Here is a 24,606-nt window from a genome sequence, read left to right on the forward strand (position 1 = left end):
GTATCAACCCCGACAAAACACTGTCACACTGTGTAACGAAGGTTAGGAAACAGAATGAGAAATTCAGTAAAAATCGGGCTTATGGGCGCAACAGCAGTTATGATCGCTCTGAGTGCGACGATGCCTGCGATGGCCAAAGGCCGTATGGGCATGCAGTTTGATAAACTGGACATTAATGCAGACGGATTTGTGGATAAGGCCGAATTGATTGCTGCGCGGGATGCGCGGTTTGATGCGATGGACGCCGATAAAGACGGCGCCGTGACCCAAGAGGAAATGGACGCCCATCGCAAAGCCATGCGCGAAGAAATGCGCGCTGCACGCAGCGAAGCGGGCGATAAAGAAGCGGGTGGCAAGCGGGAGCCGTCACCAGAAGCAAAAGCCGAGCTGTTCAAAAAGCTGGATACAGATGGCAACGGATCCCTGTCGCCAGAAGAATTCGATGCAGCCATGAAAATGCGCCACGACCGCATGGGGGAGCACGGCAAAAAGCACCACGGTGACAAACGCGGTGGCAAAGATGGCCATAAAGAGGGCCGCAAAGGTGGTGACAAAAACGGCCGCGGCGGCGACCGTCACGGGAATATGATGGCCAAACTGGATGCCAACAAAGACGGCAAAGTGACCAAAGACGAATTGGGCACTGAAATGGCCGACCGGATGATGTCCCATATGGATACGGACAAAGACGGCCGCATTTCCAAAGCCGAGGCCGAAGCGGCCCATGATAAATGGTCCAAAAAATCTAAGTAACGACACCGCAGGGCAACGCCCGGGCTTTGGTCCGGGCGTTGCTCAAAATCTTAAAGACAGGTAATGCCGGTTCACGATGATGCCTTTGGATGCCCAAACTGATATTAGCGATGACGCCCTGATGGTTCTGTTTGCCAACGGGGACGGTCAGGCTGCAGGCGTGTTGGCCTATCGCCACACGGGGCGGGTGCTGGCTCTTGCGTTGCGGATGTTGGGTGATCAAGCCGAAGCCGAAGATGTGGCGCAAGACGCGCTGATGCGGTTGTGGAAAATTGCGCCGGACTGGCGGCAGGGAGAGGCGAAAGTTTCGACCTGGCTGTACCGTGTGGCCAGCAATCTATGTCTGGATCGGCTGCGCAAACATTCGGGCAAACGGGCGACACAAGATATCGACAGTGTGCCCGAACCGCCCGACGAGCGCCCCTCGGTCGAGTCGGATTTGATTGCGCGCGACCGTGCAGAGGCTTTGCAGGCAGCCTTGCAAAACCTGCCAGATCGACAGCGTCAGGCCGTCAGTCTGCGGTTTTTGCAGGAATTGACAAACCCCGAAGTGGCCGAAGTTATGGAAGTCTCGGTCGAAGCGGTGGAAAGTCTGTTGTCACGGGGTAAACGCGCGTTGGCGCAGGCGCTGGACGCGCAGAAAATGGAACTGGGATTGGAAAGTTAGATGGCACAAGCTGATAAAAACCAAAACGATCAAACGCTTGACCTGTTTTTCGACGCGGCGAAAGCTGCGGATCCCGTGCCCAAATCGGATTTAATGGCCCGTGTGATGGCGGATGCGGCCAGCGTTCAGGCCAGTTTTAATGCGCCCCCTGTGGCCGTCTCTGTGGCCGCGCCGCAACCCCGCCGCGGGTTGTTTGCCGGATTTGCCGAGATGATCGGCGGTTGGGCCGGTGCCTCGGCCTTGACGGCCTGTGTCTGTGTGGGGTTGTTATACGGGTTCACAGCCCCCGACACTGTGCGCAGTTATTTGCCAGAGGCCGCGCAGCAAACCGCCGAGGTGGATTACACCTATTTGGATATATTAGACGATACCACCGCCGAGTTGGAAGGGTGAATACGATGACACAAGACACAAGCAGCAAGAAGCCGCGCAACTGGTCCAAGATCGCCCTGATCGGGTCGCTGGCCGTGAACCTTTTGGTGGTCGGCTTGGTGGCAGGCGCTTTTGCCCGTTTTGACGGTGGGCCGAACCCACATGGGGATCGGGGCAGCATGGGCATGGGCGCCTATATCAAGGCCTTGCCGCCAGCCAAACAAGATCAAGTGCGCGCGGCATCTGGATTTTTCGGTGAAAACCGCAAGGCCTCGATGCGGGAAATGCGCGAAAAGCGGAATAATTTCGAACAGATGTTGCTGGCACAACCGTTTTCAGAAGAGGCCGCGCGGGCAGCCATCCGCGAACACAACGCCTTTGCGCTAGGGTTTAACGATCGCTTGCAAGACGCGCTGGTCACAGCAGTGGCCGATTTGTCAGACGCTGAACGCAAGGAATTTGCCGACCAAGTAAAAACGGCCCGCGAAAAGCGGAAAAGCCATAAGAAAGAGCATTAGTCGCGGCAGGTTATGCGGCGATTCCCCCGAAAATAACACAGTTCCGACCACCGCCTTTAGCACGATAAAGCGCGCGGTCGGCGCTGTCGATGACGGCCTGCGCGTTGCTCCAGCCGGATTGTTCAACATTGCTGACCCCGATACTGGCGGAAATCGAAATCTGACTGCCATTTTCACAAGTGAACGGGTGTTGAGACACCGCAAGGCGCAGCCTTTCGGCAATATCGCGCAGCTTGTCTGGCGAGGTGTCACTAAGAACAATCAAAAACTCTTCGCCCCCAAGGCGGGATAACAAATCGGCAGAGCGGATATTGCGGGCCAGACGTTTGGCGGTTTCTTTCAAAACCTTATCGCCTGTAAGATGACCGTAGGTATCGTTAACCAGTTTGAACCGATCCAGATCCAGAATCATCGCAGTAAGGGTCGCCCCTGTACGTTGGGTCTTTTGCACCATTTGTTCCAGATACTGTTGGGCGTAGCGGCGGTTATAAACGCCTGTAAGCGGGTCAATGAGTGCAGATTTCAGGTGGTTGGAAACAGCCCGTTCGGTGCGATAAAACATTTGTTTTTGCCAGATTAAACGACGCAAATGGCAGACCATTTGGGTGACTGATCCGTGAGAGGGCACAAATTCCTGCGCGCCAAGCTCCAACGCACGGGTTGCATTGGGAGTGTTGGTGTCACAGGTGAAAAGAATCGTGGTTTCCGTGCTGGGGCTGGTTTTGCGCAAGTCGCAGATAGCGGTGAAAGCGGCGGTGCGGCCAAGGGTGAATTCATCTACAATGGCGATGTCTGCGGGTCTGTTCTGGCTAATCTGATTGCTTTGCGTTTTCAGGGTTAACATGGGGAAATCACGGGATAAGCCAGTGGTCACCGCCGTTTGGAATTCTGGATCAAACAGGACCAAGGCACGAGACACATCCAGCACCACACCGCGGGAAACGGGCGGTGGATAGGCCGTTGGGGCCTCGGCAAATCCCATTTGTGAAATGGCCTGCTGGCGGGCAATCAATCCGTCAATTTTTTCCTTGCCACGGATCAACATATTAACCCGCGCCGCCATCAACCAGCGTTGGGTTGTATAGGCCAGAACATCGTCCACCAAACAGTCGTGTGCTGCGTCCCATAGGGTCGGGTCTTGGCTGTTGTGTAAGAAAACGATTGGGATATGGGCGGAATTCGCCTTTGATTTCGCCCAGTGGACATTGCGAAATTGGACCGCCTTTTCAGCAGCATATGACATCATAATCAAGTCGGGCGCGCCAAACCGCAGACTATCCGTCAGTTCAGCCGCGTCCGAAGCCAAGGCGACATCAAAAAAATCCCGCGCCAGTTGGGATTTCAGCATCAGCCGGTTGGTGACCTGCGGATCAAAGATTAAAATCCGTCCTGGCATCGCGTTCCTCCGGAGTGTCGCGTTAAGGGGGCTGCATGGCGAAACTCACCCTTTCGGGCGGTGCTGCTTACAGGTAAACCCAAAGGTGTTAATGAAACCTTTCGAAAATTGCGAAACTTTGAATTAGATTGGATTGGAATGTCACCGGAACAGGCAGAAGTTGTTGCATTGCAGGCTTTGGCGTGGGTCGTCGCCGAAGATGATTTGCGAGATGTTTTTCTGGGGGCCAGCGGTGCCAGCGTTGACGACCTGCGCAGCCGTGCCGGGGATGCAGATTTTCAAGGCGCAGTTTTGGGTTTTTTGTTAATGGATGATCAATGGGTTATCCAGTTTTGTGATCAACACGGGTTCAGTTATCAAACACCCTATGAGGCGCAGCAATCCCTGCCAGGGCAGGGAGAGGTGCATTGGACCTGATTCCTTGGTGTGTCACGGGGGGAGGGCTTTGCCCTCTGCGCCTTTGGCGCATTCACCCAAGATATTTATGCTCTAAAGAAGAATTTTAGAGGTCGATTTCCAAGGTTCCGCCCGCTTGGGCGGCGCGGGACTGGCACAGGATCAGGGCGGATTCACGCTGTTTGTTGGACAGGACGAAATCACGATGTTCGACTGTGCCTGACACAATATTGCATTTGCATACGCCACAGATGCCATCCGAACATTTCACGTCGATTTTAACCCCTGCTTCTTGCAGCACATCAGTGGCGGTTTTATCGGCAGGGATGTCAAAGCTGCGTCCCGATTTGGCAAGTTTCAGGGTGAAGGCGTGGTTTTCGTATTCGGGCTGTTCGGGAACCGAGAAATATTCCAGATGGCGGTTTTCTTCGGGGAAGCCGTTTTGTATGGCCGCGTCGATGACGGCCTGCATATAGCTGTCAGGCCCGCAGGTATAGACATGGGCGCCTTGGGAATAGGCAAGGGTTTTGGCCAAGTCTGCGCGGCTACCTTTGTCGGAATAGTGATAGGAAACTTTGTCAGACCACGGTTGATCGGCCAAAATTTGTGCGAATGCTGCATTTTTTTCGCGCGAGCAAGAATAATGAACCTCGAAGTTTTTACCCAAACTATGTAGTCTATGGGCCATAGCGATCATCGGGGTGATGCCGATGCCGCCCCCCATCAGGTAGGTTATTGTGGCGTCCTCGTCCAAAGGGAAGTGGTTGATGGGTTTTGAAATAAAAACCATTCGGCCTGCGTCGAATATCCGTGACATCAGTTTCGAACCACCGCGACCCTTATCCTCGCGCAATACTGCGATCTGGTATTTTGAGCGGTCCGCAGGGTCATGGGACATGGAATATTGGCGGAAGAATTCAGGGGCGACCACCACATCAATATGCGCACCCGCAGTGGTTTCGGGCATTGGGCTGCCATCAGGGTTTGAGAATTCATAAAGGGTGACGCTGTCAGTCAGTTGTTCGACTTTGGACAGCTTCACCCGCATGACAGGGGCGTCATCGGGGTTGTGGTTTATATAGCGATGTTCGGGCGCGATCCCTGCGGCGCGGCGGCGTTTGTGTTCGGCGGCGGGGATCATATCCTGATAGGCTTTGATCGCGGCTTCACGATCCATCGGGAAAGGCCACGGATAGGGTGGTGGTAACAGATTGGCCGGATAAACGGCGAGGGTTTGGTCGCTATATTTCAGATCCAGATCGGTAGACAGACCGCGCAGATTGGTTTCCTTAACGGGTGTGGTATAGGGGCCTTCATCGGTCATTTCCAAATCCCACCACCAGCGTTTGGTGGTGTTGATCCGCCCGTTCCCCGCCAGATCATCCAGCTTTGCCAGTGCTTTGGCGGCTTTTGGCAGCTTCATGGCGGCCCAGCGGAAGGGGGCTTCGGCAAACAGGCCTTCCAAATTCCACGGGCAGGTTTTCATGCAGCGCCCGCACATGGCGCCCCCTGCGGTGGTGATCCGGTAAGTGGTGCATTTCTGGCTGTCGGATTTCCAGATTTCATAGCCGTTGAACATCAGCTTCGGCCCAGCGGTGATCGCGCCCGAGGGGCATTCGCGCGCGCATTTGTTGCAGCTTTCGCAAAAGTTTTGCAGGCCAAAGTCGATAGGTTTGTCGTGGGTCATCGGCATGTTGGTGGTCACGGTGCCTGATTTCAGGCGCGGGCCAAGGAAGGGGTTCAGGATCACCTCGCCGATGCGGGAAACCTCGCCCAAGCCAGACAGCAGCATCAGCGGGGGTTGTACGACCTCGGACCCCATGACGGTATGGACGTTGGCGGTGTAGCCAAGGTTGCGGATTTGCTGGCCCAGCACGCCGCCGAGCAGGGAAAACCGCAGGTAGGCGCGCATGGACTGGGCGCAGGCGATCCAGTCATCCCCCGAAGCGCCCTCCATGGTTTCATGACCTTGGTCGATGACGATGGAAATGGCGTTGGAATGATAGGGTGTCAGCTCTGCACCCGTGGCATCATGGGAATAATAGCACCAGTCGGGGCAGGCCGACAGGCCGACGGCATCGCAGCCCAGAAAATACGCTGTGGCCTTCAGGTTGGCTGCATTTCTGTCTGGGTCAGACACGCTCGGGTGGATTTCATCGGCCTTGCCCCCGTCCTGCAACAAGACAAAAGCGCCAAGGGCGGGGCGAAAGGCAAAGGCGGATGCGGATTTGCGCACGTAATTGCCGTTTTTTGCTGCCTCTTGCTGGCTCGGGCCAAGGTCGCCAAACAGCGAGCGGGCAAACATATCGGCGCGTTTTGGCACGCGGGCCACGTTGGGCGCGTCAATATAGGTGGTGGGGTCGTCCACCCGTTTCAGCTTTTCATAGGGGTGGGGGCCGTCGGCAAAGTTGCGTTTGGCATAGGGGTCGCGGGTGCGCTCGGATTTGGCATGTTGTCCTGTGCCGAACTTATAGGAATAAAGCGGCGGTTGCGCGTCGGCCAGCGGTTGGTCGGGTGCAATTTCAAGCGTGGTCGTGACCACCGCCAGCCCGTAGCGGGTGCCAAGGATCGGGTTCGCCGCCGCACCATTTTTGATGCTGGCAAGCCCGGCAGCCACGGCCACGCGGGGCAGGTCTATGTCCGAGGCAGATACCGAATGGGCGCGGGCGTCATAGCCAAGCGTGCGAATATAGGATGCCAGAACGGATGCTGTTTCGGCGGCCCGCAATCCCGCTCGGTGGGTCTGGGCATCTTTGATCCAGTCGCTGCCCGGTTCGGTAGATTTCGGATCGCGGGGGTATTCAAACAGAAAGGCAATGGCATGGGTGTGATGGGTGCAGGTGGTGGGCGGGGCCTTCATGGATTCGCGCAGGCCTGCAAGGATCACGTCGATGCCAGAGGCCAGCGTTTTTACCTGTTTTGTGCGCAGGGTTTCGGCCAGACGCTCTACATCAGGATTGGCGTAAGGGGTTTCCAGCCACATGGGCGCAGTGATCCAGCTGGTGCCCACCATAGACGCATCGCAGTAATAGCCAAAGGCCTTCAGGTGGTCCGCCCGCTCTTGTGGATCACTTGGAATAGTGGCGATTTCCTTTTTCACCAGACCGTCGCGGATCGCGTCCATCATAGCCTGATATTCGCCCATTGCGTTGATCACAGATGTGGGGTCATCCGCGCAAAACAGGGTTTGTGGTGCGGGGGGCAGAGTTGACAGATCGGGCTGTGTATTGGTGCGGCGCAACCGTTCCAGCGGAAAAGATCCAAGATGCACGGGGCGGTTTTTATATGAGAAAAGCTTGGTCATTGGTTTAAACCCCTGAAGCGGTGGTTGCGGCGGATTTGGTGAGTTTTTCGAGCAGGGCGACAAGGGTGGCCTGTTCTGTGGTGGTTAGAACGGCGTTCAGATCGGCGCGGTTTTGGGCCGCCAACGGCAATGACCGCGCAAGGCGGCGTTTTCCGTCCTGGGTTAAGGCCACTTGGGTGGTGCGTTTGTCCCCTTGGCCGGATGCGCGGGCCAACAAGCCTGATTTTTCCATTTGTTTCAGTGTTCTGGATGCCGCAGGGCGGATGATGCCAATGTAATCGGCAATGGCTGATGGGGTGTCTATGCCCTGTTCACCTACAGCGACCAGCACACACCACATCTGCCGTGTCAGACCCAGATCAGACAATTTGGCATCAAATACAGCATTGTTGGTGCGCGCGGCGATGGTCAGGCGATAACCGAGACCGTCGTGAAGGTTGAAAGGGTTCGACATGATTAACAATGTTAATCAAAATGCACCGCCTGTCAATCTGAAACAATTCGTGGCTGGAAGCCGGTTAAAAGAGTCAGTAGGGGTGGCAAAACGCAGAGGATGGAATATGGCGATCAAAGGGTTGGTTTTCGACAAGGACGGCACGTTGTTTCACTACGGGGCGACTTGGATGATCTGGTGTGATCTGGTGCTTGAGGATTTGTCCCGTGGTAATCCATCAAAAAAGGCCGAGCTGGCAGAGGCCGTGGGCTTTGATCTGGACAATAACACGTTTTTGCCGGGCAGCCTGATCGTCAATGCCTCGGCCGGGGAAATCAACGGGGTTTGGGCGGCTTTGCTGCCGGATTTCAGCGATGCGGATGTGGATGCTGTGGCGGTGAAACATCTGGGCAGCCTGCCGTCTGTGCCAGTATGCGATTTAAAGGCCTTGTTCACCGGGTTGCGGGCGCAGGGGTTAAAGCTGGGCTTGGTGACCAATGATTACGAAGCAGGCGCTTATCTGCAACTTAAACAGGAAGACATCGCAGACCTGTTTGATTTCATTGCAGGGTTTGACAGCGGCCATGGGGTAAAACCTGCTGCGGGGCCTTTGTTGGCTTTTGGCGAGGCCCAAGGATTAGCCATGACAGAAATCGCCATGGTTGGGGATAGCACCCATGATTTGGGGGCGGGACGCGCAGCGAAAGTAGCATTGAATATCGGCGTTCTGACGGGGCCTGCGGCGGCTGATGATATCGCCCATCTGGCGGATGTCATTCTGGATGATATTTCAGGAATTCCTGCCGTATTGGTGTGATTTAGGTCAGGGCCGAACGGCCTTTGCGATCCTCGGACGGCTTCAAGCCGAATTCGGTTTGATACAGCCGCGACAGGTGCGAGGGGCTGGGAAAACCCGTCATCAGTGCGATTTCCAAAATTGACAGATTGGTGTGCCACAACAACTGGCGCACCTTTTCCAGCCGCAATTTGCGATAATACCGTGCAGGCGAGGTATCAAGGTGACGCGCAAACATCCGTTCCAGTGACCGCACGGTTTTGCCCGCCGCACTGGCCACTTTGGGGATCGGCAAGGTCAGTTCCATATTGGCAATCATTGCGGTGATGGCCTGCTGCATGGGTTTGGGCAGGGTTTCATACTGGTTCAGCGAATAGGGCCGCTGCCCGACCGAGGCCCCGCGGATCCGGTCGATCTGATATTGGTTGCCCACCGCATTAGCGATGCCGATGCCGTTGTGTTCGGCAATAATATGCAGTGCAATATCCATCGAAGACAGCCCGCCTGATCCAGTCCAGCGGTCGCGGTCCATCACGTATAGGTTCGGGGAAATCTCCAACTCGGGGAATTCCTCGGAAAAGGCGGGTTGGTTTTCCCAGTGCAGGGTGAAGTCATAGCCCTCAAGGAACCCCGCACGGGCCAGCATAAAGCTGCCAATACACAAAGCGCCAAAGACTTTGGACTGGCGGGCAAACCGTTGCATGGTCGAATTTAGCGCCGCACGATTGGGCGGATTGGACTGCATCCCTGCGCAAACAAAGAAATAATCGAACTTTTGCGCCTCTTTGCTGGACAGGGTTGGCAGCACCGACAACCCGTCTGACGCCATCACAGGTTTATCGTCTACTGATACAAAATCCCAAGTATAAACCTCGGCGCCGAGTTCACGGTTCGCGGATCGAAACGGCCCTGTCATCGCGGTAACACAGAGCGATGAAAACTGGTCTATCAGCAGGACTCCGGTGCGAATCTGTTCGGACTGTTTGGCGGTGGGGCGCTGATTGGGCATTCGGTCTGTCCACTTAATTGGCTTGGGCCATTTAAGAACGCTTTTCGGTGATTGCCTTGCTGAAATCGACATCAAATGTCGCAATCTCAACACTAAAAACGACAAAGCGCTGCCACAGTGATCGGGCTGGCGCAAAAGTGACAGCCTATCAGCACGGGAGACCCACATGGCAGCACGGATCAGAAGCGGAGGCCGCGCCGGCAATACGCGCCGCTCTTCAACCCATGCGATCGAGCAGATGCCTTGGCGCAATATCAAGAATATTGACCGGCCGACAGAACCGCTGGACGGCGAAGGTGTGCAGGCGATTCACAAAGGGGCCATGCATATTCTATCGGTGATCGGTATCAAAATGCTGAACCCCGAAGCTTTGCAGATCCTAAAGGCCGCTGGCTGTAATGTGGTGGGCGAAACCGTCTTTATGGATGAAGAACTGGTGATGGAAATGGTCGGTAAAGCCCCGTCCGAATTCACCATAACCCCGCGCAATCCCGACCGGCAAGTCACGGTGGGCGGCAATAATCTGGTGTTTGTGAATGTGTCTTCACCGCCAAATTACTGGGATTTGGAAACCGGCAAGAAAACCGGCGATTTTGAAAGTTTCCGCAATCTGATGAAGCTGACGGGGTATTTCAACTGCATCCACGTTGCGGGTGGCTACCCGGTGGAGCCGGTGGATATCCACGCCTCGGTGCGGCATCTGGATTGTGTGCAGGAAAAGCTGCTGCTGACGGATAAAGTGGTGCACGCCTATTCGCTGGGCAAAGAGCGGGTCGAGGACGTGATGGAAATGGTCCGCATCGCAGGCGGGTTAAGCCATGATGAATTCGACGCCGCACCCCGTATGTACACCAATATCAACTCGGTTTCGCCTTTGGTGCATGACTATCCCATGCTGGACGGTGCCATGCGCATGGCCCGTCGCAGCCAGCCTGTGGTGGTGACGCCGTTTACGCTGGCAGGGGCCATGGCCCCCGTTACCATGTCAGGCGCTGTCGCGCTGAGCATTGCCGAAGGTTTGGCCGCGATTGTGCTGTTGCAGATCATCAATCCGGGCTGCCCCGTGGCCATTGGCACGTTTACGTCGAACGTAGATATGAAATCCGGTGCGCCGGCATTTGGCACCCCTGAATATATGCGGGCCACGCAAATGACAGGGCAGATGGGGCGGTACTATGGGTTGCCGATCCGGTCTAGCGGTGTGTGTACTGCCAATGTGCCGGATGGGCAGGCTATGTGGGAAACCTCTAACAGCCTATGGGCTGCGGTGCAGTCCGGTTCGAATTTCGTATACCATTCAGCGGGTTGGCTAGAGGGTGGATTGATCGCCAGCCCCGAAAAATTCATCATGGACTGCGAAGTCCTGCAAATGATCCAACGTTACATGGAGCCTGTGATCACCAAAACCGGCCCCGAAGAGATCGCCCTAGATGCCATTGCCGAGGTCGGCCCGCAGGGGCATTATTTCGGGGTGCAACACACCCAAGACCGCTATGAAACCGCATTCTACAGCCCGATTGTCAGCGATTGGCGCAATTATGAAGCATGGGAATTGGACGGCGCAAAATGGACGGTCGAGCGGGCCCATAAGACCTATAAAGACATCCTCAACGAATTTACCCCGCCACCGATGGATGAGGGGCACCGCGAGGAACTGGCGGAATTTGTAACCAAACGCAAAGCCGAAGGGGGCGCGCCGACGGATTTCTAAGCGGGGTAAGGCGGATTTTAAGGATAAATATTGGCCCGCCGCCGCCCGTCCTAGCGCTTTGTTAATATTCTGCACTTAATTCAGGGACACAGTCTTTGAATAGGTGCACGGATGCATGGAACGATAAATCGCGGATTGCAGGGCTATGTCTGCGAAATTTTTGGCGCAGAAACTTGGGAAGATGCCTGTGCTTTGGCCGAACTGGCCAATTTCAATTTTGAGACAATGTTATCCTATGATGACGTGCTGACGGATCGGCTGATCAACGCGCTAACACAACTTTTGGGGCGCGAACGGGCCGATTTACTGGAAGATTTCGGTACTTTTGTGGTCTCGGAAAACCATCTGCAATCAGTTCGAAAACTGCTGCGGTTTGGCGGGGAAACCTATGTGGAATTCCTGCAATCCCTAGAAGACGTGCACGACCGCGCCAAAATCGCGTTGCCGGATCTGGATGTTCCCCTTTTTGAACTGGAAACACAGTCGGAGGGGCAGTTTATCCTGCACTATGAATTCGACAAGCTGGGCTTTGGCGCGGTGTTTCTGGGGTTGTTACGGGGAATGGCCGACGACTATGGGGCGCTGATCCTGATCGACCATATTCCAGTTGCAGAAAACGGCAAGGACGTGGACAGATTTGAAATTTCCGTCCTGCAATTGGGCTGGCCGGATGCGGTCAACAACTCAGCGGGGATGCCAGCATGAATATTGTTACCTTTCCCGAACAAAAATCCGACGATGCCAAAGGGGGTGCTGAAAATGTGATCGCGAAGCATTCGGAGCTGCTGGACACGATGATGCCATTTCACATTGTGGCCCACCGCACAGGCCACATCTTACACGCTGGCCCCAGCTTTCACAAACTGATGCCGGATGAAAAAGTTGTGGGGGCTTCGCTGTTCGATCTGCTGACAATAAAGCGCCCGGCAGGTCTGGCTGGTGTTGCCGATATTCTGGCTCATCAAAAGGAAAAGCTGTCGATCAACCTGACAGCATTGCCCGGGCACAACCTGAAAGGCGTGGCCGCAGGACTGGGGCAGGGACATGTGCTGATAGACATCTCGCTCGGCGCGGGGGTGATGGATGTTGTCAGTAAATGTAACCTTAAAAACAAGGATTTCTCTCCTGCTGACCCGACCGTTGAAATGATCTACATGATAGAGGTGCAGTCGTTTGTATATCAGCAACACAAAAACCAAAGCCATAAATTACAAGGCGCAAGGGTACACGCCGAAGAGCAGGCTTTTACCGATGCATTGACCGGATTGGCGAACCGGCGGGCACTTGAAAACCATATGACGCGATTGCTGCGCCGCACCAAAGGCAACGGATTTGCACTGATGCAGATTGATCTGGATTTCTTTAAAGCGGTGAATGACACCCACGGCCATGCGGCAGGGGATTTTGTCTTGCAAGAAACTGCCCGAACCTTGCAACAGCAAATGCGGGCAACCGACCTTGTGGCGCGGATTGGTGGCGATGAGTTTGTGATAATCATGTCAGAGTTTGGCAATGAATCCGCCTTACAAGCCGTTGCAAACCGAATAATTGAACAAGTGCGTATCCCCATCCCGTTTGAAGGGGTGGAATGCCAGATCGGTGCCAGTATTGGCGCGACCATTGTTCAAAGAGGGGAGGAGCGGACACCAGATGCCATCCTTTCAGACGCAGATCGCGCGCTTTATGCATCAAAAGCCAAGGGGCGCGGTGTGTTTCATCTGGACCAGAACCTGTAATCGGGTTGCGCCACATTTGGGCCATATTTATCCCAGAATCAGCCCGAAATCGCCAGTTGCCTTTGGGGAACCTTGATGTTTTTGACCCGTAATCGGGCCCAAATGGGGCAGTTTGAACCAATTGAACAGAGTGTTTCCAGAAGTGGGATAATCCAATAACTGGGCAGGAACCTATCCCAAAGGATCGCGGTAGATTTCTCATCTATCCAAAGGAATGGGGTTTTCGAAGGCACGACAAATTTTTTTAATATTTATTAAAAATCAATATCCTATACGCTATTCGGTACCTATCAGCATTAGTTAAATTCACTTAAGGGTGAAATGATTTCAAGTAATTTTTCTTGAGAAGCATTGCTATTTTCGCCCTCAAAGCCCTCCAAAACATCATCGAATTTTGTGAAAATCAGCCTGTTTTGATGCTACGCCCGCCAAATGTGCAAAAATCATGTTCCTTGGACTCGGTTAATTTGGTAAATATAGGGCATCGTCATGTTGACGGTTGTAACCAATCCGCGGTTCCCCTGTTCGTTCTGAACCGCCAGATTAAAAGAGTGTGAGAGTAAAATGGGTAACGCCATAAAACCAGAAGCCATCGTATCAAATCGTCGTTTTGTGCTGGCCGATAACCTGCGTCCGCGGGCTTGGCATGAGCTACAGAAAACAGAATCCGGTTTTGGAGCACCGACCCCAGCCACACGCCATTTCGATGGCCGTGATGACGGGATGACAGCGGATCCAGAATTGCAAAGCGCAATCAAACAAGCCCTGGCAGGATTGAACTCCTAATTCAAAACGCACGGGCGCTTCGAAAGCTGCGCTGACGATCAAGTTATTGCCCCGCCTTTGCAACGTTCTCACACGCGTTGAAAAGGCGGGGTTTTGCTTTTTTACGTTTTTCGCGGGGAGTCGGGCTATTCAGCGCCGCTGCACCGGGACTCCCATATTTTGGTAAGCTGCGCTGCCAAAGTCATCGGATTGAACGGTTTGGGAATAATTTCCAAAGCATCGGTGTTTTGCAACAATATCTCAGAGGCAGCCGCCGATTGTGCCGTCATAAAAACAGCGGGGGTCTTTTGGAAGGCAGGCATCTGGCGCAGATGTTGCAAAACTTCTTCCCCCGTCATGATCGGCATCATTTGGTCCAGAAGAATAAGATCAGGTTTAAACCCCTCGATGCTTTCCAGCGCCTTGGGCCCATCGAAAAACTGTGCCAATTCCATGCCGCCGACCACTTCTAGGGCCAAACGGGTGATTTCTTGAATATCTTCGTCGTCTTCCACGTGGAGAACGCGTTTTAAATCAGTCATAGCGCCACCTATTCTTATATTTCGTGAATACGCTTATCCCACGAAGATTCAAGTGTAAGTTGTGTTTGTATCAAAAATGCAACCAATTTAACAACAATCTAGTGTATTAAGAGTTGCGTGAAAAATAACCATAGCGTGTATCGACTTGTAAAGTACATAATCATCCCAAAAAAATGAGGCGCGTATTTTCATGATGGGTATGAAAAAAAACGTGTTTGCAGTGACAAAAACAGGTCTGTTGCAGGCAGCAATACTCTTGGTTGGCTTCGGTTGCGTTACCTATACGATCGAAGTTTATAACCTTCAAACCGAAGTTTCCGATCTTCGCGGTGAATTAAGCGAAGTCGGGGATTTGAAACGGGCTAAGATTGAGCAGCAGCTGAATGCTGCCCTGTTGTTGTCGCGTGCGCTAAGCGTAGCGATTGAGTTGGAGCCGGACACGATTGATCAGGCCCGTTATTCCAAAATTGCGGCCAAGATGATTGAGAATAATTCAAGTGTTCTTAATGTGGCCGCTGCACCTGATTTGATTGTGAAATTTGTCCATCCGGTGCAGGGAAATGCCTCTGTTATCGGTCTGAATTACCGCGAGAATAAAGCGCAATACGCTGCGGCAAAGCAGACGATGGATTTGGGAAAACCTGTTCTGGCTGGGCCTTTGAATCTGGTTCAAGGCGGCGAAGGATTTATTCTGCGCAATGTGATTCACAGCCCTGAAGGTCAGGGAAATACCGAACCAGAATTGGGTATCGTTTCGGTTGTTCTGGATAAAAGCAAGTTTTTGGCGAGCCTGCGGTCGGAAGCGGATGAAACCATTCAGTCCGTGGCAATTCGCAAGGTATCTGCGGATTCAGGGGGCAAAACAGCCTTTGTGCCAATCTCGGGGGATCAGGACCTGTTTCAGGGTGATCCGGTAATAATGGACATTAATGTGCCATCAGGAAAATGGCAGTTGGCCTTGCAGCCCGTCAATGGGTGGCCTGTAGTCTCTGAATATTTCCTGCGCAATTTGTTGGCTTTTGCGCTGGTATTGAGCTCTGTTCTGGCGTTGTTTACGATTCTTAACCGTATCCGCAGCAGTAAGGAAGTTGCAGAGGTACGCCTGCGCACAGCGTTGGAAGCCTGTGATCAGGGTTTTGCGCTTTATGACGCCGAAGACAGGCTGGCCCTGTGCAACACACGCTTTATGCAGGACAATAAACTGTCACAAGCACGGGTGAAACAGCGGCCGTCATTCGAAGAAATCCTGCGTGACGGTATAAGTGAAGGCAGATATCACACAGGTGAAAAACAGGATGAAAACTGGATAAAACAACGGCTTGAAACCCATAATCAACTGGCGTCGGTGCAGCATCTGAAGCTTCCCGATCAACGCTGGTTGAAAGTTTCCAATAAAAAGCTGCCAGATGGCGGTGTGATTTCATTTGCCGTGGATATTTCCGAAATCATCAAGGCAAAAGAGATCGCTGAATCCTCTGAGAAGGCCAAGATGCGCTTTATGGATGCGGTCAGCCATGAGTTGAAAACGCCCTTGAGCATCTTGCTGGGATATACCGCATTTTTGGAAAATCCCGAACATTTGAAATCTGTCGCTGCGCTGAAAAAACAAGCAGGCGACGCTGAGACTTTCCAAACCAATCTGGATCATGTGAACGCGGTGACCAGTGAAGTGAAGGGGCATGCAGGGCGGATCAAAACGGCTGGATTGCAACTGCAAACGCTGATTGAAAAGGTGCTTGAGTTTACCTCGCCCAAGGCGGAAGCGCCCGTGGTTCAGGATAAAACCATTCGCGCGGGTCAGGTTATCGGGCCTATTGCGGAACGGTTTCGCACCGAAGCCTCGCAAAAAGGTTTAGAGTTTTCGGTTATTATCGAGGAAACCACACTTCAGGCCGACCCGTTGCATGTGGAACGGGTGCTTAGCCGGATGATCGAAAATGCCATTCAGACCACAGAGGTCGGGTCGATCAAAATCTCGGTTAAGCCAAGTGGTGACTTTGTGAAAATCATGGTGCGTGACACCGGATCTGGCTTTCACGGCGAAATTGACGGGCCGCAGGACGACGCAGATAGTTTCCAGTCTGATCTGGTTGATTTCATCAAGTCGGACGGGCTTTTGGCTGGGGTGTCAGATGTGGAAAAAAGCGACGGTGAGGTGTCGGTTGATTTTGATCGGGGGCTTGGGAAATTGGTGACCTTTACCTTGCCTATCCTTCATGACGCCCGAAAAGCTGTGGCTAAGACTGTAGCGGCGGCGGAGTAATTGTTAGCCCGGAGGGGGCTGTGACGGTGCGTAACGATTATTGAATTCCAAGTAATTACCTAATTTATGACAATATCGATAGATATTGTGAAACGAGGCAGCGCTGGCGTCCTGAGGAGTGGGGCAAACCAGCGTTTTGGAAGGGGTAGGGAAGTCAGATGGGCGTCTCTGAGTATAACAAAAAGGCAAAAGCCGGTAATCTTGTGGTTGCCGTGGCTATCCTTGTCTGTGGTATTTCATTTTTGTTGTATCGGGTGGGCCTGCTGACAAAAATGGTCTCGCTGAATGATATGGCGTCGGGGTTGGTGATTGTGGTGCTGGTGCTGCTGTTCGGGCTGGTGGTGGCCTATCAATGGCACATCAACGCACAGCGCAAAGAGATCATGGATCGGGATCGCGAAATCTCATTCGTGCAATCGGCGATGGACTTGCATAATATTGTTACGGTAACGGGCGCGGATTCGACCATCGTATCTGTTAACGATAAGTTCTTGAAAGTATTCGGATATTCCAAATATGAAGCCGTCGGAAAGAAGATGGATCTGATCTATTCCGATTTGGGGGATGACTCTGTTTACAGCGAGATTTTGGAGTTCACCTCGCAAGGGAAGATCTGGGAAGGGCGTCATCCTGCGCGCACGAAATCAGGCGAAATCCGCTATTTCCGCGCGACGATTGTGCCGCAATTTGACGATCGCGGAAACCATATCAGCAATGTTTCAATTCGCCATGACATCACAGACCTGCGCAAGGCAGAACAGACCAAGCGGACCAATGCGATTCTCAGCAAGCTGCACGATGAGATCTATATTTTCGATTCGGTCACTCTTGATGTGGTCTATATGAACGAACGGGCCTTGCAACGGTGCGAATGGACGGCAGAAGAAAGCGCCACCAAACGGATTGTGGATACAGATGAAAATTTCCACGAAATGGCCTTCCGCGCCCATGTGCGGCCCTTGTTCGACGGGTCCAAAAGCTCTGTTGTGATCTCGGTCAAACAGGCCAAAGGCTATGTAGAGGTCCATACAAGCTTGCTGGAGCAGCTTGATGGCACCACTGTATTTGTGTCGATTTTGCGCGATATTAACGACCGTATGGAGCTTGATAAGGCGAAAATGTCGTCAGTTTCTGTGGTCAGCCACGAATTGCGCACGCCAATAACGTCGATCAAAGGTTCTTTGCAATTGTTGCAGGCGCAGACGGCAGGAGCGCTGAATGAAAGTTCTGAATCCATGGTGGCAATTGCGCTGCGCAACTGTGACCGGCTGATGTTCATTGTGAATGACATTCTGGATATGGAGAAAATCCATTCCGGCAAGATGGAATATGACCGCCAGAACCATAACCTGCGGGCATTGTTGGAAGAATCACTGGATGTAAACAAAGGCTATGGCGATCAGCATGACGTCAGCTTTGAATATGTCGCCAGCGAGGATGAGGCCCATGCAGTCTGTGATCGGGATCGGATGATTCAAGTCATGTCGAACCTGATGTCCAATGCGGTGAAATTCTCGCCCAAAGGCGGTGTTGTGGAAATCGGGTTGCAGGACAATGTTAAAAATTGGTGCATTTCGGTGGCAGATCGCGGGCCGGGAATCAATCCCGAAGATCAAAGCCGCTTGTTTGAAAGCTTCTCTCAGGCGAAACCTGCGGATGGTAAGAAGCGGGCAGGCACGGGGCTTGGGTTGGCGATCACCAAGAAGATTGTGCAGCATCACGGCGGCACCTTGGGGCTGAAAAGCGAAGTGGGGAAGGGGACGACCTTTTATGTGTACCTTCCAAAGCCTGAAAAACTGGCGGCTTAGCACCTATTTCCTTTGCGGCGCGTTACCAGCGCCAACGTACCTTCGGTGACGTACAAACAAAAGCATAGCGCGGCTTGCGCTGTGCTTTTGGTTTTAAAGGGGGGGATGGTACCAGCGCCCCGGCTCGAACGGGGGGCCTCTTGATCCACAATCAAGCGCTCTAACCTACTGAGCTACGCCGGCACTGGGGCTGCGTTTAAACATCTAAACTATGGAATGCAAGACTGATCTGGCTTGAAAATGCATGGAATTTACGATAGCGCCAGATCAATCATGAGGAGTGTGACATGGGTATCAATACCGAACGGGATTTAGAGGCGAATTTGCAGATCGGGCCAACCACCGATGGGATGGTTCGGCTGTTCATCGAAGGCAACGGTGTGGAAATCCCACTGGACTTTGATCCGGAGGAAGCCTTGGAAATCGCAGAAGAAATCAAAGCGGCTGCAGCACAGGCCGCGGCTGTTTCCAAATAGTCCTTTGCGGCGGATCACTGATTGACAGGGGGCGCGCAGACTGTCCAATGTCGGGTCTATGAAATATCCGCCGCAAAACCCCGCCCCCGCAGATGCCGCCACACGGCGTGCCATCGCTCCGACCGTCTGCTATCCGATCGAGACCCTGCCAAAGCCTGACATGGCGCTCTATAGCGCTGCGCGGGCTGCGTTAACCAAGGTGGATGAGCTGATCATTCCGCCCCGTGACGCCCGCTGCTGGGTCCTGCCTGCAGGCCATTTCTGCCGGATTGTCAGCATTGAAGGTCCACAGGTCGGGGATTTGAACCTGTGGAGTCAGCATGATCTGAACGAGCGGTTTTTTTCCGGAAAAACAAGGGCTTTGCACGGCACCCATGTATCTACGGGGGATCAGTTGTGGTCCACTATCCCGACAGTGCGTCCGCTGGCCACTGTGACCTATGATACGCTGGATTGGTACGGCTGGGATGCGTTCGGCGGCTCTGTCCATGATGTGATCGGGACGCGGTGTGACCCTTATACCAATCATCTGTTGAGTGGCACGGATTATCATTATTGTTGTCATTCCAACCTAAGCCGCGCTTTGGCGGATTTCACCGGAACGCCTGTAACGCAGGCCGAGTTGTTGGTACATGATGTGTGCAATGTGTTTATGGCCACGGGGTTCATGCCTGATACAAAACAATACTTCATGAAGGCTAGTCCGGTGCGGCCGGAGGATTATTTCGAATTCTTCGCCGAAACCGATTTGATCGGCGGGCTGTCCGCCTGTCCGGGCGGGGATTGTTCAGCGCAGCATTCCAGCGATACCGCGGCCTGTTATCCGCTGAAAGTTGAGGTGTTTAAACCTGCAGAAGGCAGTTTGGATGGGTGGTCGCCAGCAACCGTGAACGGGTATTCGCGTAACCACGGGGTTTGAGCCCTCTTGCAGAGGCGGCCTGCGGCTTTTAGATATTTGACCCAAAAAGAGCCGCTGGAGCGGGGTTATGCGTATTTTTCCGGTGCGACCCATTGTGCAGCAGAGTATCTGTCCCCCCAAGCCCAACCTACTGGTAGGATGCGTTCGATTTCTTGCATGTCTGCGGTGGTTAAGGTGATGTCACAGGCGTTTTGCCATTCGGCCAGATGCGCAGCGGTGCGAGTGGCGGGAATCGGGATCATATGCGGGCCGCGGTGCAACAGCCAAGCCAGAGCGGTGGCGCTGGTGGTCCAGCCTCGTGATTGGGCAAAGGTTTGGAATTTGGCGATCTGGCGAATGTTGTCTGAATAATTGGGTTCTACAAAGCGGGGATTTTCGTTTCGAAAGTCCTTTTGCGCAATGTCTTGTCGTTTGATCGGCTGATCCGCGAACATGCCTCGCGCGATGGGGGAGAAGGGTACAAAGGCCACACCAAGGCGTTCACAATCTTGCACAAGACCCAGTTCCGGTGAACGGGTCCAAAGGGAATATTCCGATTGCACTGCCGTACAAGGATGAATGGCATGGGCGCGGCGCAATGTTGTGGGCGAAATTTCAGACAGGCCGTAGCCACCGATTTTCCCCTCTTTGATAAAGGTTTGCAGGGTGTCGATCAGATCCTCTATCGGGCGGTCCTGTTCGCGGCGGTGAATGTAATACAGCGCCACGTGATCGGTGTTGAGCCGCTTCAGCGAGCCTTCGAGGGCGGAGCGCAGGTATTTCGCCTCATTGTCGATTCTGCGCCCGTTTTCGTCAATTCGAATGCCGCCTTTGGTGGCGATGTGAAACCGGTCGGGGTGTTGCGTGCGGTAGTTGCCGATGATGGTTTCCGACAGCCCCAAGCCATAGAGTTCAGCCGTGTCCAGAAAGGTGATGCCCGCTTCCCAAGCGGCGTCAAGGCAGGCGTGGCTGGTGGCTTCATCCGTGGGGCCAAAGGCGCCTGCAAAGGACATGCAGCCAAGCCCGATGGCGCTGACCTTGGGACCGTTTTTACCTAGGTTGCGTGTTTTCATCGGGTGTCCTTTCGCGCAGGGAATACTAGCGCAAAAGAACGGGGATTTAGATCAGACGCAAGGTTATTCTGCTGCGACCGCTTTGGTGTCTAACAGGGTGACGATGTCCATCATGATGGTGTTGAGTTCAAAATCTTTCGGCGTGTAGACTTTGGCAACACCAATTGCGCGCAGGTGAGCGGCGTCATCATCAGGGATAATACCGCCTACAATCAAGGGGATATCCGACATACCTGCGGCTTCCATCCGTTTTAAGACATCCTCGATCAAAGGCACGTGCGATCCGGACAGGATCGACAGGCCGATCACATGGGCGTTTTCGTTCAACGCGGCAGTGACGATCTGTTCGGGGGTGAGGCGGATGCCTTCATAGGTGATGTCCATGCCGCAATCGCGCGCGCGCACGGCAATTTGTTCGGCCCCGTTCGAGTGACCATCAAGGCCCGGTTTGCCCACAACAAATTTCAACCGGCGGCCGAGTTTGTCGGAGACTGCGTCCACAGCCTCGCGGATGTGATCCAGCCCTTGGGTCTGGTTCGACACGGATTTGCCAACTCCTGTGGGCGCGCGGTATTCGCCAAACACGGCGCGGATTGCGGTGCCCCATTCGCCAGTTGTAGCGCCAGCTTTGGCGGCTGCGATGGATGCGGGCATAACGTTGGTGCCGTCTTTGGCGGCTTGGCGCAGGTCAGAGAGTGCGGCTTGAACAGCCCCTTCGTCACGGGACGCACGCCAATCATTCAGGCGTTGGATTTGGTCTGCTTCGGCGGCTTTATCCACCACCATGATTGCGCCATCGCCTGCGGTCAGCGGGCTTTCGGCCCCTGTGGTGAACTTATTAACACCAATCACGGTGGTGTCGCCTGTTTCAATCCGGCCAAGGCGGGCGGAATTGGAATCCACCAAACGGCCCTTCATGTATTCAATGGCAGCAACCGCGCCGCCCATACCGTCAATCTGGGCCAACTCGTCGCGCGCGCCTTGTTTCAGGGCCTCGACCTTGCGATCTACGGCAGGGTTGCCGTCAAACAGATCGTCATATTCCAGAAGGTCGGTTTCAAAGGCCAGAATCTGTTGCATGCGCAGGGACCATTGCTGATCCCATGGGCGGGGCAGGCCCAAAGCCTCGTTCCAGGCGGGCAGCTGCACAGCGCGGGCTCGGGCGTTTTTGGATAGGGTAACCGCCAGCATTTCGATCAGAATGCGATAGACGTTGTTTTCGGGCTGTTGTTCGGTCAGCCCTAGCGAATTGACCTGCACGCCGTAGCGGAAACGGCGCATTTTGGCATCTGTCACGCCGTAGCGGTGTTCGCAGATTTCATCCCACAGATCCACAAAAGCGCGCATTTTGCACATTTCAGTGACGAAGCGGATGCCTGCGTTTACAAAGAATGAAATGCGTCCCACCACTGTTGCGAAATCCTCGGCGGGGACTTTGCCCCGCACATCATCGAGCACGGCAGTGGCGGTGGCCAGCGCAAAAGCCAGTTCCTGTTCCGGTGTCGCGCCAGCCTCTTGCAGGTGATAGGAACAGACGTTCATCGGATTCCATTTGGGCACGTTGGTGTAACAATAGGCCGCCACATCGGTGATCATCCGCAGGGATGGTTTTGGCGGGCAAACATAGGTGCCGCGCGACAGGTATTCTTTGATTATGTCATTCTGAACAGTGCCTTGCAGCTTTTTCACATCTGCGCCCTGTTCTTCGGCCACCGCGATGTAAAGTGCCAACAGCCAAGGCGCTGTGGCGTTAATCGTCATGGATGTGTTCATTTTTTCCAGCGGAATGTCGTCAAACAAGGCCCGCATATCGCCAAGATGGGATACGGGCACGCCGACTTTGCCGACCTCGCCGCGGGCCAGTTCATGATCGCTGTCATAGCCTGTCTGTGTGGGCAGATCAAAGGCCACGGACAGGCCGGTTTGCCCTTTGGCAAGGTTGCCGCGATACAAGGCGTTGCTGTCTTTGGCGGTGGAGTGGCCCGCATAGGTGCGGAACAGCCAAGGGCGGTCTGGTGTGTTTGTCATGGGTTGCGACTCCGATCTGTGCTGCGCCGCAGCATAAGTTATAAAATTACCCGAATGCAACCGTTTGTATAATAATCGTGCGCGGAAATTTTAGGCACTTGGACTGAACCGGGTGAATCCGACACATGGAAACAACCGGTTCAGCCTGTTGTCGCTGCTTAAAAACAGCGCAACTAATCAATTGGCGGGGCGTGCGAAACAGGTTACATCTGATCGCCATGTTTGAGACATTGGAAATAAAGGTTTGGGTGGTTTGGGTGGCAGGGCTGTTGGCGCTGGCAGGCCTTTTGGACCGAATCCTGATGCCCTCGGTCCGGTGGTATTTACGGCGGCGATTTAATAAAGCCATTGAGCAGTTGAACACGCGACTGCAATTGCAAATCCAGCCTTTCAAGCTGACAGAGCGGCAGGTGATGGTGGACCGACTGGCCCATGATCCCCAGGTGATGGAGGCGGTGTTGGAGCATTCCAACGCCGAGGGCATTCCCTATCATGTGGCCGCTGACATGGCGATGCGCTACGCCCGCGAGATCGTCCCCTCGTTTTCGGCTTTTGCCTATTTCGGCTTTGGCATCCGCTTTGCCCGCTGGTTAAGCCGCGCGCTTTACCGTGTTCGGCTGGGCTATGTGGATGAAACCGCGCTGCAAAATATGGACCCCAATGCCACGGTGGTATTTGTGATGAACCACAGATCCAACATGGATTATGTGATCGTAACCTTTCTGGCCGCACAGCGGTCTGCCCTGTCTTATGCGGTGGGGGAATGGGCGCGGGTTTGGCCGTTAAAGCAGTTGATCCGCTCGACAGGGGCGTATTTCATTCGACGTAAGTCCCGTAACCCGCTGTACCGGCGTGTGTTATCACGCTATGTGCAGATGGCTACGGCGGCAGGGGTCACGCAGGCTGTGTTCCCCGAAGGCAGCCTGTCACGGGATGGCGCCCTGAAACCCGCCAAGCTGGGGCTGCTGAATTACATCGTGTCCGATTTTGATCCCGCACAGGACAGGGACGTGGTGTTTGTGCCTGTGGGCGTGAACTATGACCGCGTGCTAGAGGACCGTGTGTTGCTGGCGGCCCATCGCGGGGAAAAGACCGGCCTTTGGTTCAAGCTGTGGACGTTTTTGCATTTTATGGTGCGTCATTTGTGGCTGCGCATGACGCGGCGGTTCTATAAATTTGGCTATGCCAGCGTCAGTTTCGGGGTGCCGATTTCCCTAAAAGGATTTCTATCTGGTCAGGACGCCATGTCCCATGAACGGATGACCGCCAATCTGGGGCGCGAATTGATGCAGCAAGTAGGGCAGGTGGTGCCGGTGCTGCCGGTTTCGCTGATCTCGACCGTGTTGTTGGATCATGGCGAAACCCCGCTGGGTAAAGAACAGGTGCAAACCCTTGCGCGCGAAGAACTGGACAGGTTGCTGGCCAAAGGGGCGCATATTCACATTCCGCGCAAGAATCTGGATTATGCGGTGGAAATCGGTCTGCGCATGCTGATCCTGCGCCGTGCATTGGTTCTTAGGGACGGGGTGTATCATTTTAAACCCGATCAGTTGCAGTTGATCCAATATTACGCCAACGCCATCGCCCATTTGCGCTGAACGCAGACGAGCATTGCACTGCACGCTAGTGACAGGTGCGAATCCCCCCGCTATAAGCGCCGCG

At 54.0% G+C, this 24,606-nt stretch carries 22 protein-coding genes and 1 tRNA gene; 15 read left to right on the plus strand and 8 right to left on the minus strand.

Annotation, left to right across the window (positions count from 1 at the left end):
* The first annotated feature begins 54 nt into the window (after positions 1 to 54).
* The 4 genes from GGE09_RS10900 to GGE09_RS10915 all read left to right on the plus strand — a co-directional run bounded on the left by GGE09_RS10900 (position 55) and on the right by GGE09_RS10915 (position 2,310).
* The gene (locus tag GGE09_RS10900) at positions 55 to 753 is read left to right on the plus strand and encodes an EF-hand domain-containing protein (RefSeq protein WP_309746155.1); all 699 of its coding nucleotides are present in this window, start codon (positions 55 to 57) and stop codon (positions 751 to 753) included.
* A gap of 79 nt (positions 754 to 832) precedes the next feature.
* Positions 833 to 1,420, plus strand: a complete 588-nt coding sequence (locus GGE09_RS10905) for an RNA polymerase sigma factor (RefSeq protein WP_309746221.1) — start codon at positions 833 to 835, stop codon at positions 1,418 to 1,420.
* Positions 1,421 to 1,813 (plus strand): hypothetical protein, encoded by a 393-nt coding sequence (locus GGE09_RS10910; protein ID WP_309746156.1) that lies wholly within the window; start codon positions 1,421 to 1,423, stop codon positions 1,811 to 1,813. It abuts the gene before it with no gap.
* A 5-nt stretch (positions 1,814 to 1,818) separates the two neighbouring features.
* A complete protein-coding gene (locus tag GGE09_RS10915; protein ID WP_309746157.1) occupies positions 1,819 to 2,310 on the plus strand; it encodes a periplasmic heavy metal sensor in 492 nt (163 codons plus the stop codon).
* 10 nt (positions 2,311 to 2,320) lie between these two features.
* Here GGE09_RS10915 and GGE09_RS10920 read toward each other — a convergent pair whose 3' ends face one another.
* The gene (locus GGE09_RS10920; protein WP_309746158.1) at positions 2,321 to 3,706 is read right to left on the minus strand and encodes a diguanylate cyclase; all 1,386 of its coding nucleotides are present in this window, start codon (positions 3,704 to 3,706) and stop codon (positions 2,321 to 2,323) included.
* A 138-nt stretch (positions 3,707 to 3,844) separates the two neighbouring features.
* Between GGE09_RS10920 and GGE09_RS10925 the strand changes: the two genes are divergently transcribed.
* Entirely contained in the window at positions 3,845 to 4,123 is a 279-nt protein-coding gene (locus tag GGE09_RS10925; protein ID WP_309746159.1) for a DUF3572 domain-containing protein, read from the plus strand.
* An 85-nt stretch (positions 4,124 to 4,208) separates the two neighbouring features.
* Here GGE09_RS10925 and GGE09_RS10930 read toward each other — a convergent pair whose 3' ends face one another.
* Together GGE09_RS10930 and GGE09_RS10935 are read right to left on the minus strand one after the other, a co-directional pair.
* Complete coding sequence (locus GGE09_RS10930) at positions 4,209 to 7,406, minus strand: 2Fe-2S iron-sulfur cluster-binding protein (protein ID WP_309746160.1); 3,198 nt, start codon at positions 7,404 to 7,406, stop codon at positions 4,209 to 4,211.
* 4 nt (positions 7,407 to 7,410) lie between these two features.
* Positions 7,411 to 7,860, minus strand: a complete 450-nt coding sequence (locus GGE09_RS10935) for a MarR family transcriptional regulator (protein ID WP_309746161.1) — start codon at positions 7,858 to 7,860, stop codon at positions 7,411 to 7,413.
* Between the two features lie 82 nt (positions 7,861 to 7,942).
* Here GGE09_RS10935 and GGE09_RS10940 point away from each other — a divergent pair, with 82 nt between their 5' ends.
* Positions 7,943 to 8,656 (plus strand): HAD family hydrolase, encoded by a 714-nt coding sequence (locus tag GGE09_RS10940; protein WP_309746162.1) that lies wholly within the window; start codon positions 7,943 to 7,945, stop codon positions 8,654 to 8,656.
* 1 nt (position 8,657) lies between these two features.
* On the opposite strand, the gene GGE09_RS10945 is transcribed toward GGE09_RS10940, so the two are convergent.
* Positions 8,658 to 9,644 carry a GlxA family transcriptional regulator gene (locus GGE09_RS10945; RefSeq protein WP_309746163.1) on the minus strand — a complete coding sequence of 329 codons (987 nt, stop codon included), beginning with the start codon at positions 9,642 to 9,644 and terminating at the stop codon, positions 8,658 to 8,660.
* Between the two features lie 166 nt (positions 9,645 to 9,810).
* Between GGE09_RS10945 and GGE09_RS10950 the strand changes: the two genes are divergently transcribed.
* The 4 genes from GGE09_RS10950 (at position 9,811) to GGE09_RS10965 (ending at position 13,877) form a co-directional block, all read left to right on the plus strand.
* Positions 9,811 to 11,355, plus strand: a complete 1,545-nt coding sequence (locus tag GGE09_RS10950) for a trimethylamine methyltransferase family protein (protein ID WP_309746164.1) — start codon at positions 9,811 to 9,813, stop codon at positions 11,353 to 11,355.
* A 111-nt stretch (positions 11,356 to 11,466) separates the two neighbouring features.
* Positions 11,467 to 12,060: a heme NO-binding domain-containing protein gene (locus GGE09_RS10955; protein WP_309746165.1), complete on the plus strand. Its 594-nt coding sequence runs from the start codon at positions 11,467 to 11,469 to the stop codon at positions 12,058 to 12,060.
* On the plus strand, positions 12,057 to 13,091 hold the full coding sequence (locus tag GGE09_RS10960) for a diguanylate cyclase domain-containing protein (RefSeq protein WP_309746166.1): 1,035 nt from the start codon (positions 12,057 to 12,059) through the stop codon (positions 13,089 to 13,091). Before GGE09_RS10955 ends, GGE09_RS10960 begins: the two co-directional genes overlap by 4 nt.
* A 564-nt stretch (positions 13,092 to 13,655) precedes the next feature.
* Entirely contained in the window at positions 13,656 to 13,877 is a 222-nt protein-coding gene (locus GGE09_RS10965) for a hypothetical protein (protein WP_309746167.1), read from the plus strand.
* 125 nt (positions 13,878 to 14,002) lie between these two features.
* Here the strand turns inward: GGE09_RS10965 and GGE09_RS10970 are convergent, their stop codons facing one another.
* The gene (locus GGE09_RS10970; RefSeq protein ID WP_309746168.1) at positions 14,003 to 14,398 is read right to left on the minus strand and encodes a response regulator; all 396 of its coding nucleotides are present in this window, start codon (positions 14,396 to 14,398) and stop codon (positions 14,003 to 14,005) included.
* 190 nt (positions 14,399 to 14,588) lie between these two features.
* Between GGE09_RS10970 and GGE09_RS10975 the strand changes: the two genes are divergently transcribed.
* Both GGE09_RS10975 and GGE09_RS10980 read left to right on the plus strand, forming a co-directional pair.
* On the plus strand, positions 14,589 to 16,661 hold the full coding sequence (locus GGE09_RS10975) for a PAS-domain containing protein (RefSeq protein ID WP_309746169.1): 2,073 nt from the start codon (positions 14,589 to 14,591) through the stop codon (positions 16,659 to 16,661).
* 158 nt (positions 16,662 to 16,819) lie between these two features.
* Positions 16,820 to 18,469: a PAS domain-containing sensor histidine kinase gene (locus GGE09_RS10980; RefSeq protein WP_309746170.1), complete on the plus strand. Its 1,650-nt coding sequence runs from the start codon at positions 16,820 to 16,822 to the stop codon at positions 18,467 to 18,469.
* A gap of 106 nt (positions 18,470 to 18,575) precedes the next feature.
* Here GGE09_RS10980 and GGE09_RS10985 read toward each other — a convergent pair.
* A tRNA-His gene (locus tag GGE09_RS10985) sits at positions 18,576 to 18,652 on the minus strand.
* 104 nt (positions 18,653 to 18,756) lie between these two features.
* On the opposite strand from GGE09_RS10985, the gene GGE09_RS10990 reads away from it, so the two are divergent.
* The gene (locus tag GGE09_RS10990) at positions 18,757 to 18,945 is read left to right on the plus strand and encodes a DUF6324 family protein (RefSeq protein WP_309746171.1); all 189 of its coding nucleotides are present in this window, start codon (positions 18,757 to 18,759) and stop codon (positions 18,943 to 18,945) included.
* 58 nt (positions 18,946 to 19,003) lie between these two features.
* Positions 19,004 to 19,864, plus strand: coding sequence for a DUF1989 domain-containing protein (locus tag GGE09_RS10995; protein WP_309746172.1), 861 nt, complete (start codon positions 19,004 to 19,006; stop codon positions 19,862 to 19,864).
* 65 nt (positions 19,865 to 19,929) lie between these two features.
* Here the strand turns inward: GGE09_RS10995 and GGE09_RS11000 are convergent, their stop codons facing one another.
* Positions 19,930 to 20,916 carry an aldo/keto reductase gene (locus GGE09_RS11000; RefSeq protein WP_309746173.1) on the minus strand — a complete coding sequence of 329 codons (987 nt, stop codon included), beginning with the start codon at positions 20,914 to 20,916 and terminating at the stop codon, positions 19,930 to 19,932.
* A gap of 63 nt (positions 20,917 to 20,979) precedes the next feature.
* Positions 20,980 to 22,944 carry a protein meaA gene (locus GGE09_RS11005; RefSeq protein WP_309746174.1) on the minus strand — a complete coding sequence of 655 codons (1,965 nt, stop codon included), beginning with the start codon at positions 22,942 to 22,944 and terminating at the stop codon, positions 20,980 to 20,982.
* Between the two features lie 218 nt (positions 22,945 to 23,162).
* Here GGE09_RS11005 and GGE09_RS11010 point away from each other — a divergent pair, with 218 nt between their 5' ends.
* A complete protein-coding gene (locus GGE09_RS11010; protein WP_309746175.1) occupies positions 23,163 to 24,542 on the plus strand; it encodes a 1-acyl-sn-glycerol-3-phosphate acyltransferase in 1,380 nt (459 codons plus the stop codon).
* The last annotated feature ends 64 nt before the right edge of the window (positions 24,543 to 24,606 follow it).

The organism is Roseobacter sp. N2S, from assembly GCF_031454055.1.
Taxonomy (GTDB): Bacteria; Pseudomonadota; Alphaproteobacteria; order Rhodobacterales; family Rhodobacteraceae; genus Amylibacter.

Coding starts and splice junctions, on each gene's coding strand:
- GGE09_RS10910 (WP_309746156.1), top strand. CDS start 1,421: ATGGCACAAGCTGATAAAAACCAAAACGATCAAACGCTTGACCTGTTT.
- GGE09_RS10970 (WP_309746168.1), bottom strand. CDS start 14,398: ATGACTGATTTAAAACGCGTTCTCCACGTGGAAGACGACGAAGATATT.
- GGE09_RS10925 (WP_309746159.1), top strand. CDS start 3,845: ATGTCACCGGAACAGGCAGAAGTTGTTGCATTGCAGGCTTTGGCGTGG.
- GGE09_RS10945 (WP_309746163.1), bottom strand. CDS start 9,644: ATGCCCAATCAGCGCCCCACCGCCAAACAGTCCGAACAGATTCGCACC.
- GGE09_RS10965 (WP_309746167.1), top strand. CDS start 13,656: ATGGGTAACGCCATAAAACCAGAAGCCATCGTATCAAATCGTCGTTTT.
- GGE09_RS10935 (WP_309746161.1), bottom strand. CDS start 7,860: ATGTCGAACCCTTTCAACCTTCACGACGGTCTCGGTTATCGCCTGACC.
- GGE09_RS10930 (WP_309746160.1), bottom strand. CDS start 7,406: ATGACCAAGCTTTTCTCATATAAAAACCGCCCCGTGCATCTTGGATCT.
- GGE09_RS10950 (WP_309746164.1), top strand. CDS start 9,811: ATGGCAGCACGGATCAGAAGCGGAGGCCGCGCCGGCAATACGCGCCGC.
- GGE09_RS11005 (WP_309746174.1), bottom strand. CDS start 22,944: ATGACAAACACACCAGACCGCCCTTGGCTGTTCCGCACCTATGCGGGC.
- GGE09_RS10905 (WP_309746221.1), top strand. CDS start 833: ATGCCTTTGGATGCCCAAACTGATATTAGCGATGACGCCCTGATGGTT.
- GGE09_RS11010 (WP_309746175.1), top strand. CDS start 23,163: ATGTTTGAGACATTGGAAATAAAGGTTTGGGTGGTTTGGGTGGCAGGG.
- GGE09_RS10900 (WP_309746155.1), top strand. CDS start 55: ATGAGAAATTCAGTAAAAATCGGGCTTATGGGCGCAACAGCAGTTATG.
- GGE09_RS10915 (WP_309746157.1), top strand. CDS start 1,819: ATGACACAAGACACAAGCAGCAAGAAGCCGCGCAACTGGTCCAAGATC.
- GGE09_RS10975 (WP_309746169.1), top strand. CDS start 14,589: ATGATGGGTATGAAAAAAAACGTGTTTGCAGTGACAAAAACAGGTCTG.
- GGE09_RS11000 (WP_309746173.1), bottom strand. CDS start 20,916: ATGAAAACACGCAACCTAGGTAAAAACGGTCCCAAGGTCAGCGCCATC.
- GGE09_RS10920 (WP_309746158.1), bottom strand. CDS start 3,706: ATGCCAGGACGGATTTTAATCTTTGATCCGCAGGTCACCAACCGGCTG.
- GGE09_RS10990 (WP_309746171.1), top strand. CDS start 18,757: ATGGGTATCAATACCGAACGGGATTTAGAGGCGAATTTGCAGATCGGG.
- GGE09_RS10980 (WP_309746170.1), top strand. CDS start 16,820: ATGGGCGTCTCTGAGTATAACAAAAAGGCAAAAGCCGGTAATCTTGTG.
- GGE09_RS10955 (WP_309746165.1), top strand. CDS start 11,467: ATGCATGGAACGATAAATCGCGGATTGCAGGGCTATGTCTGCGAAATT.
- GGE09_RS10960 (WP_309746166.1), top strand. CDS start 12,057: ATGAATATTGTTACCTTTCCCGAACAAAAATCCGACGATGCCAAAGGG.
- GGE09_RS10995 (WP_309746172.1), top strand. CDS start 19,004: ATGAAATATCCGCCGCAAAACCCCGCCCCCGCAGATGCCGCCACACGG.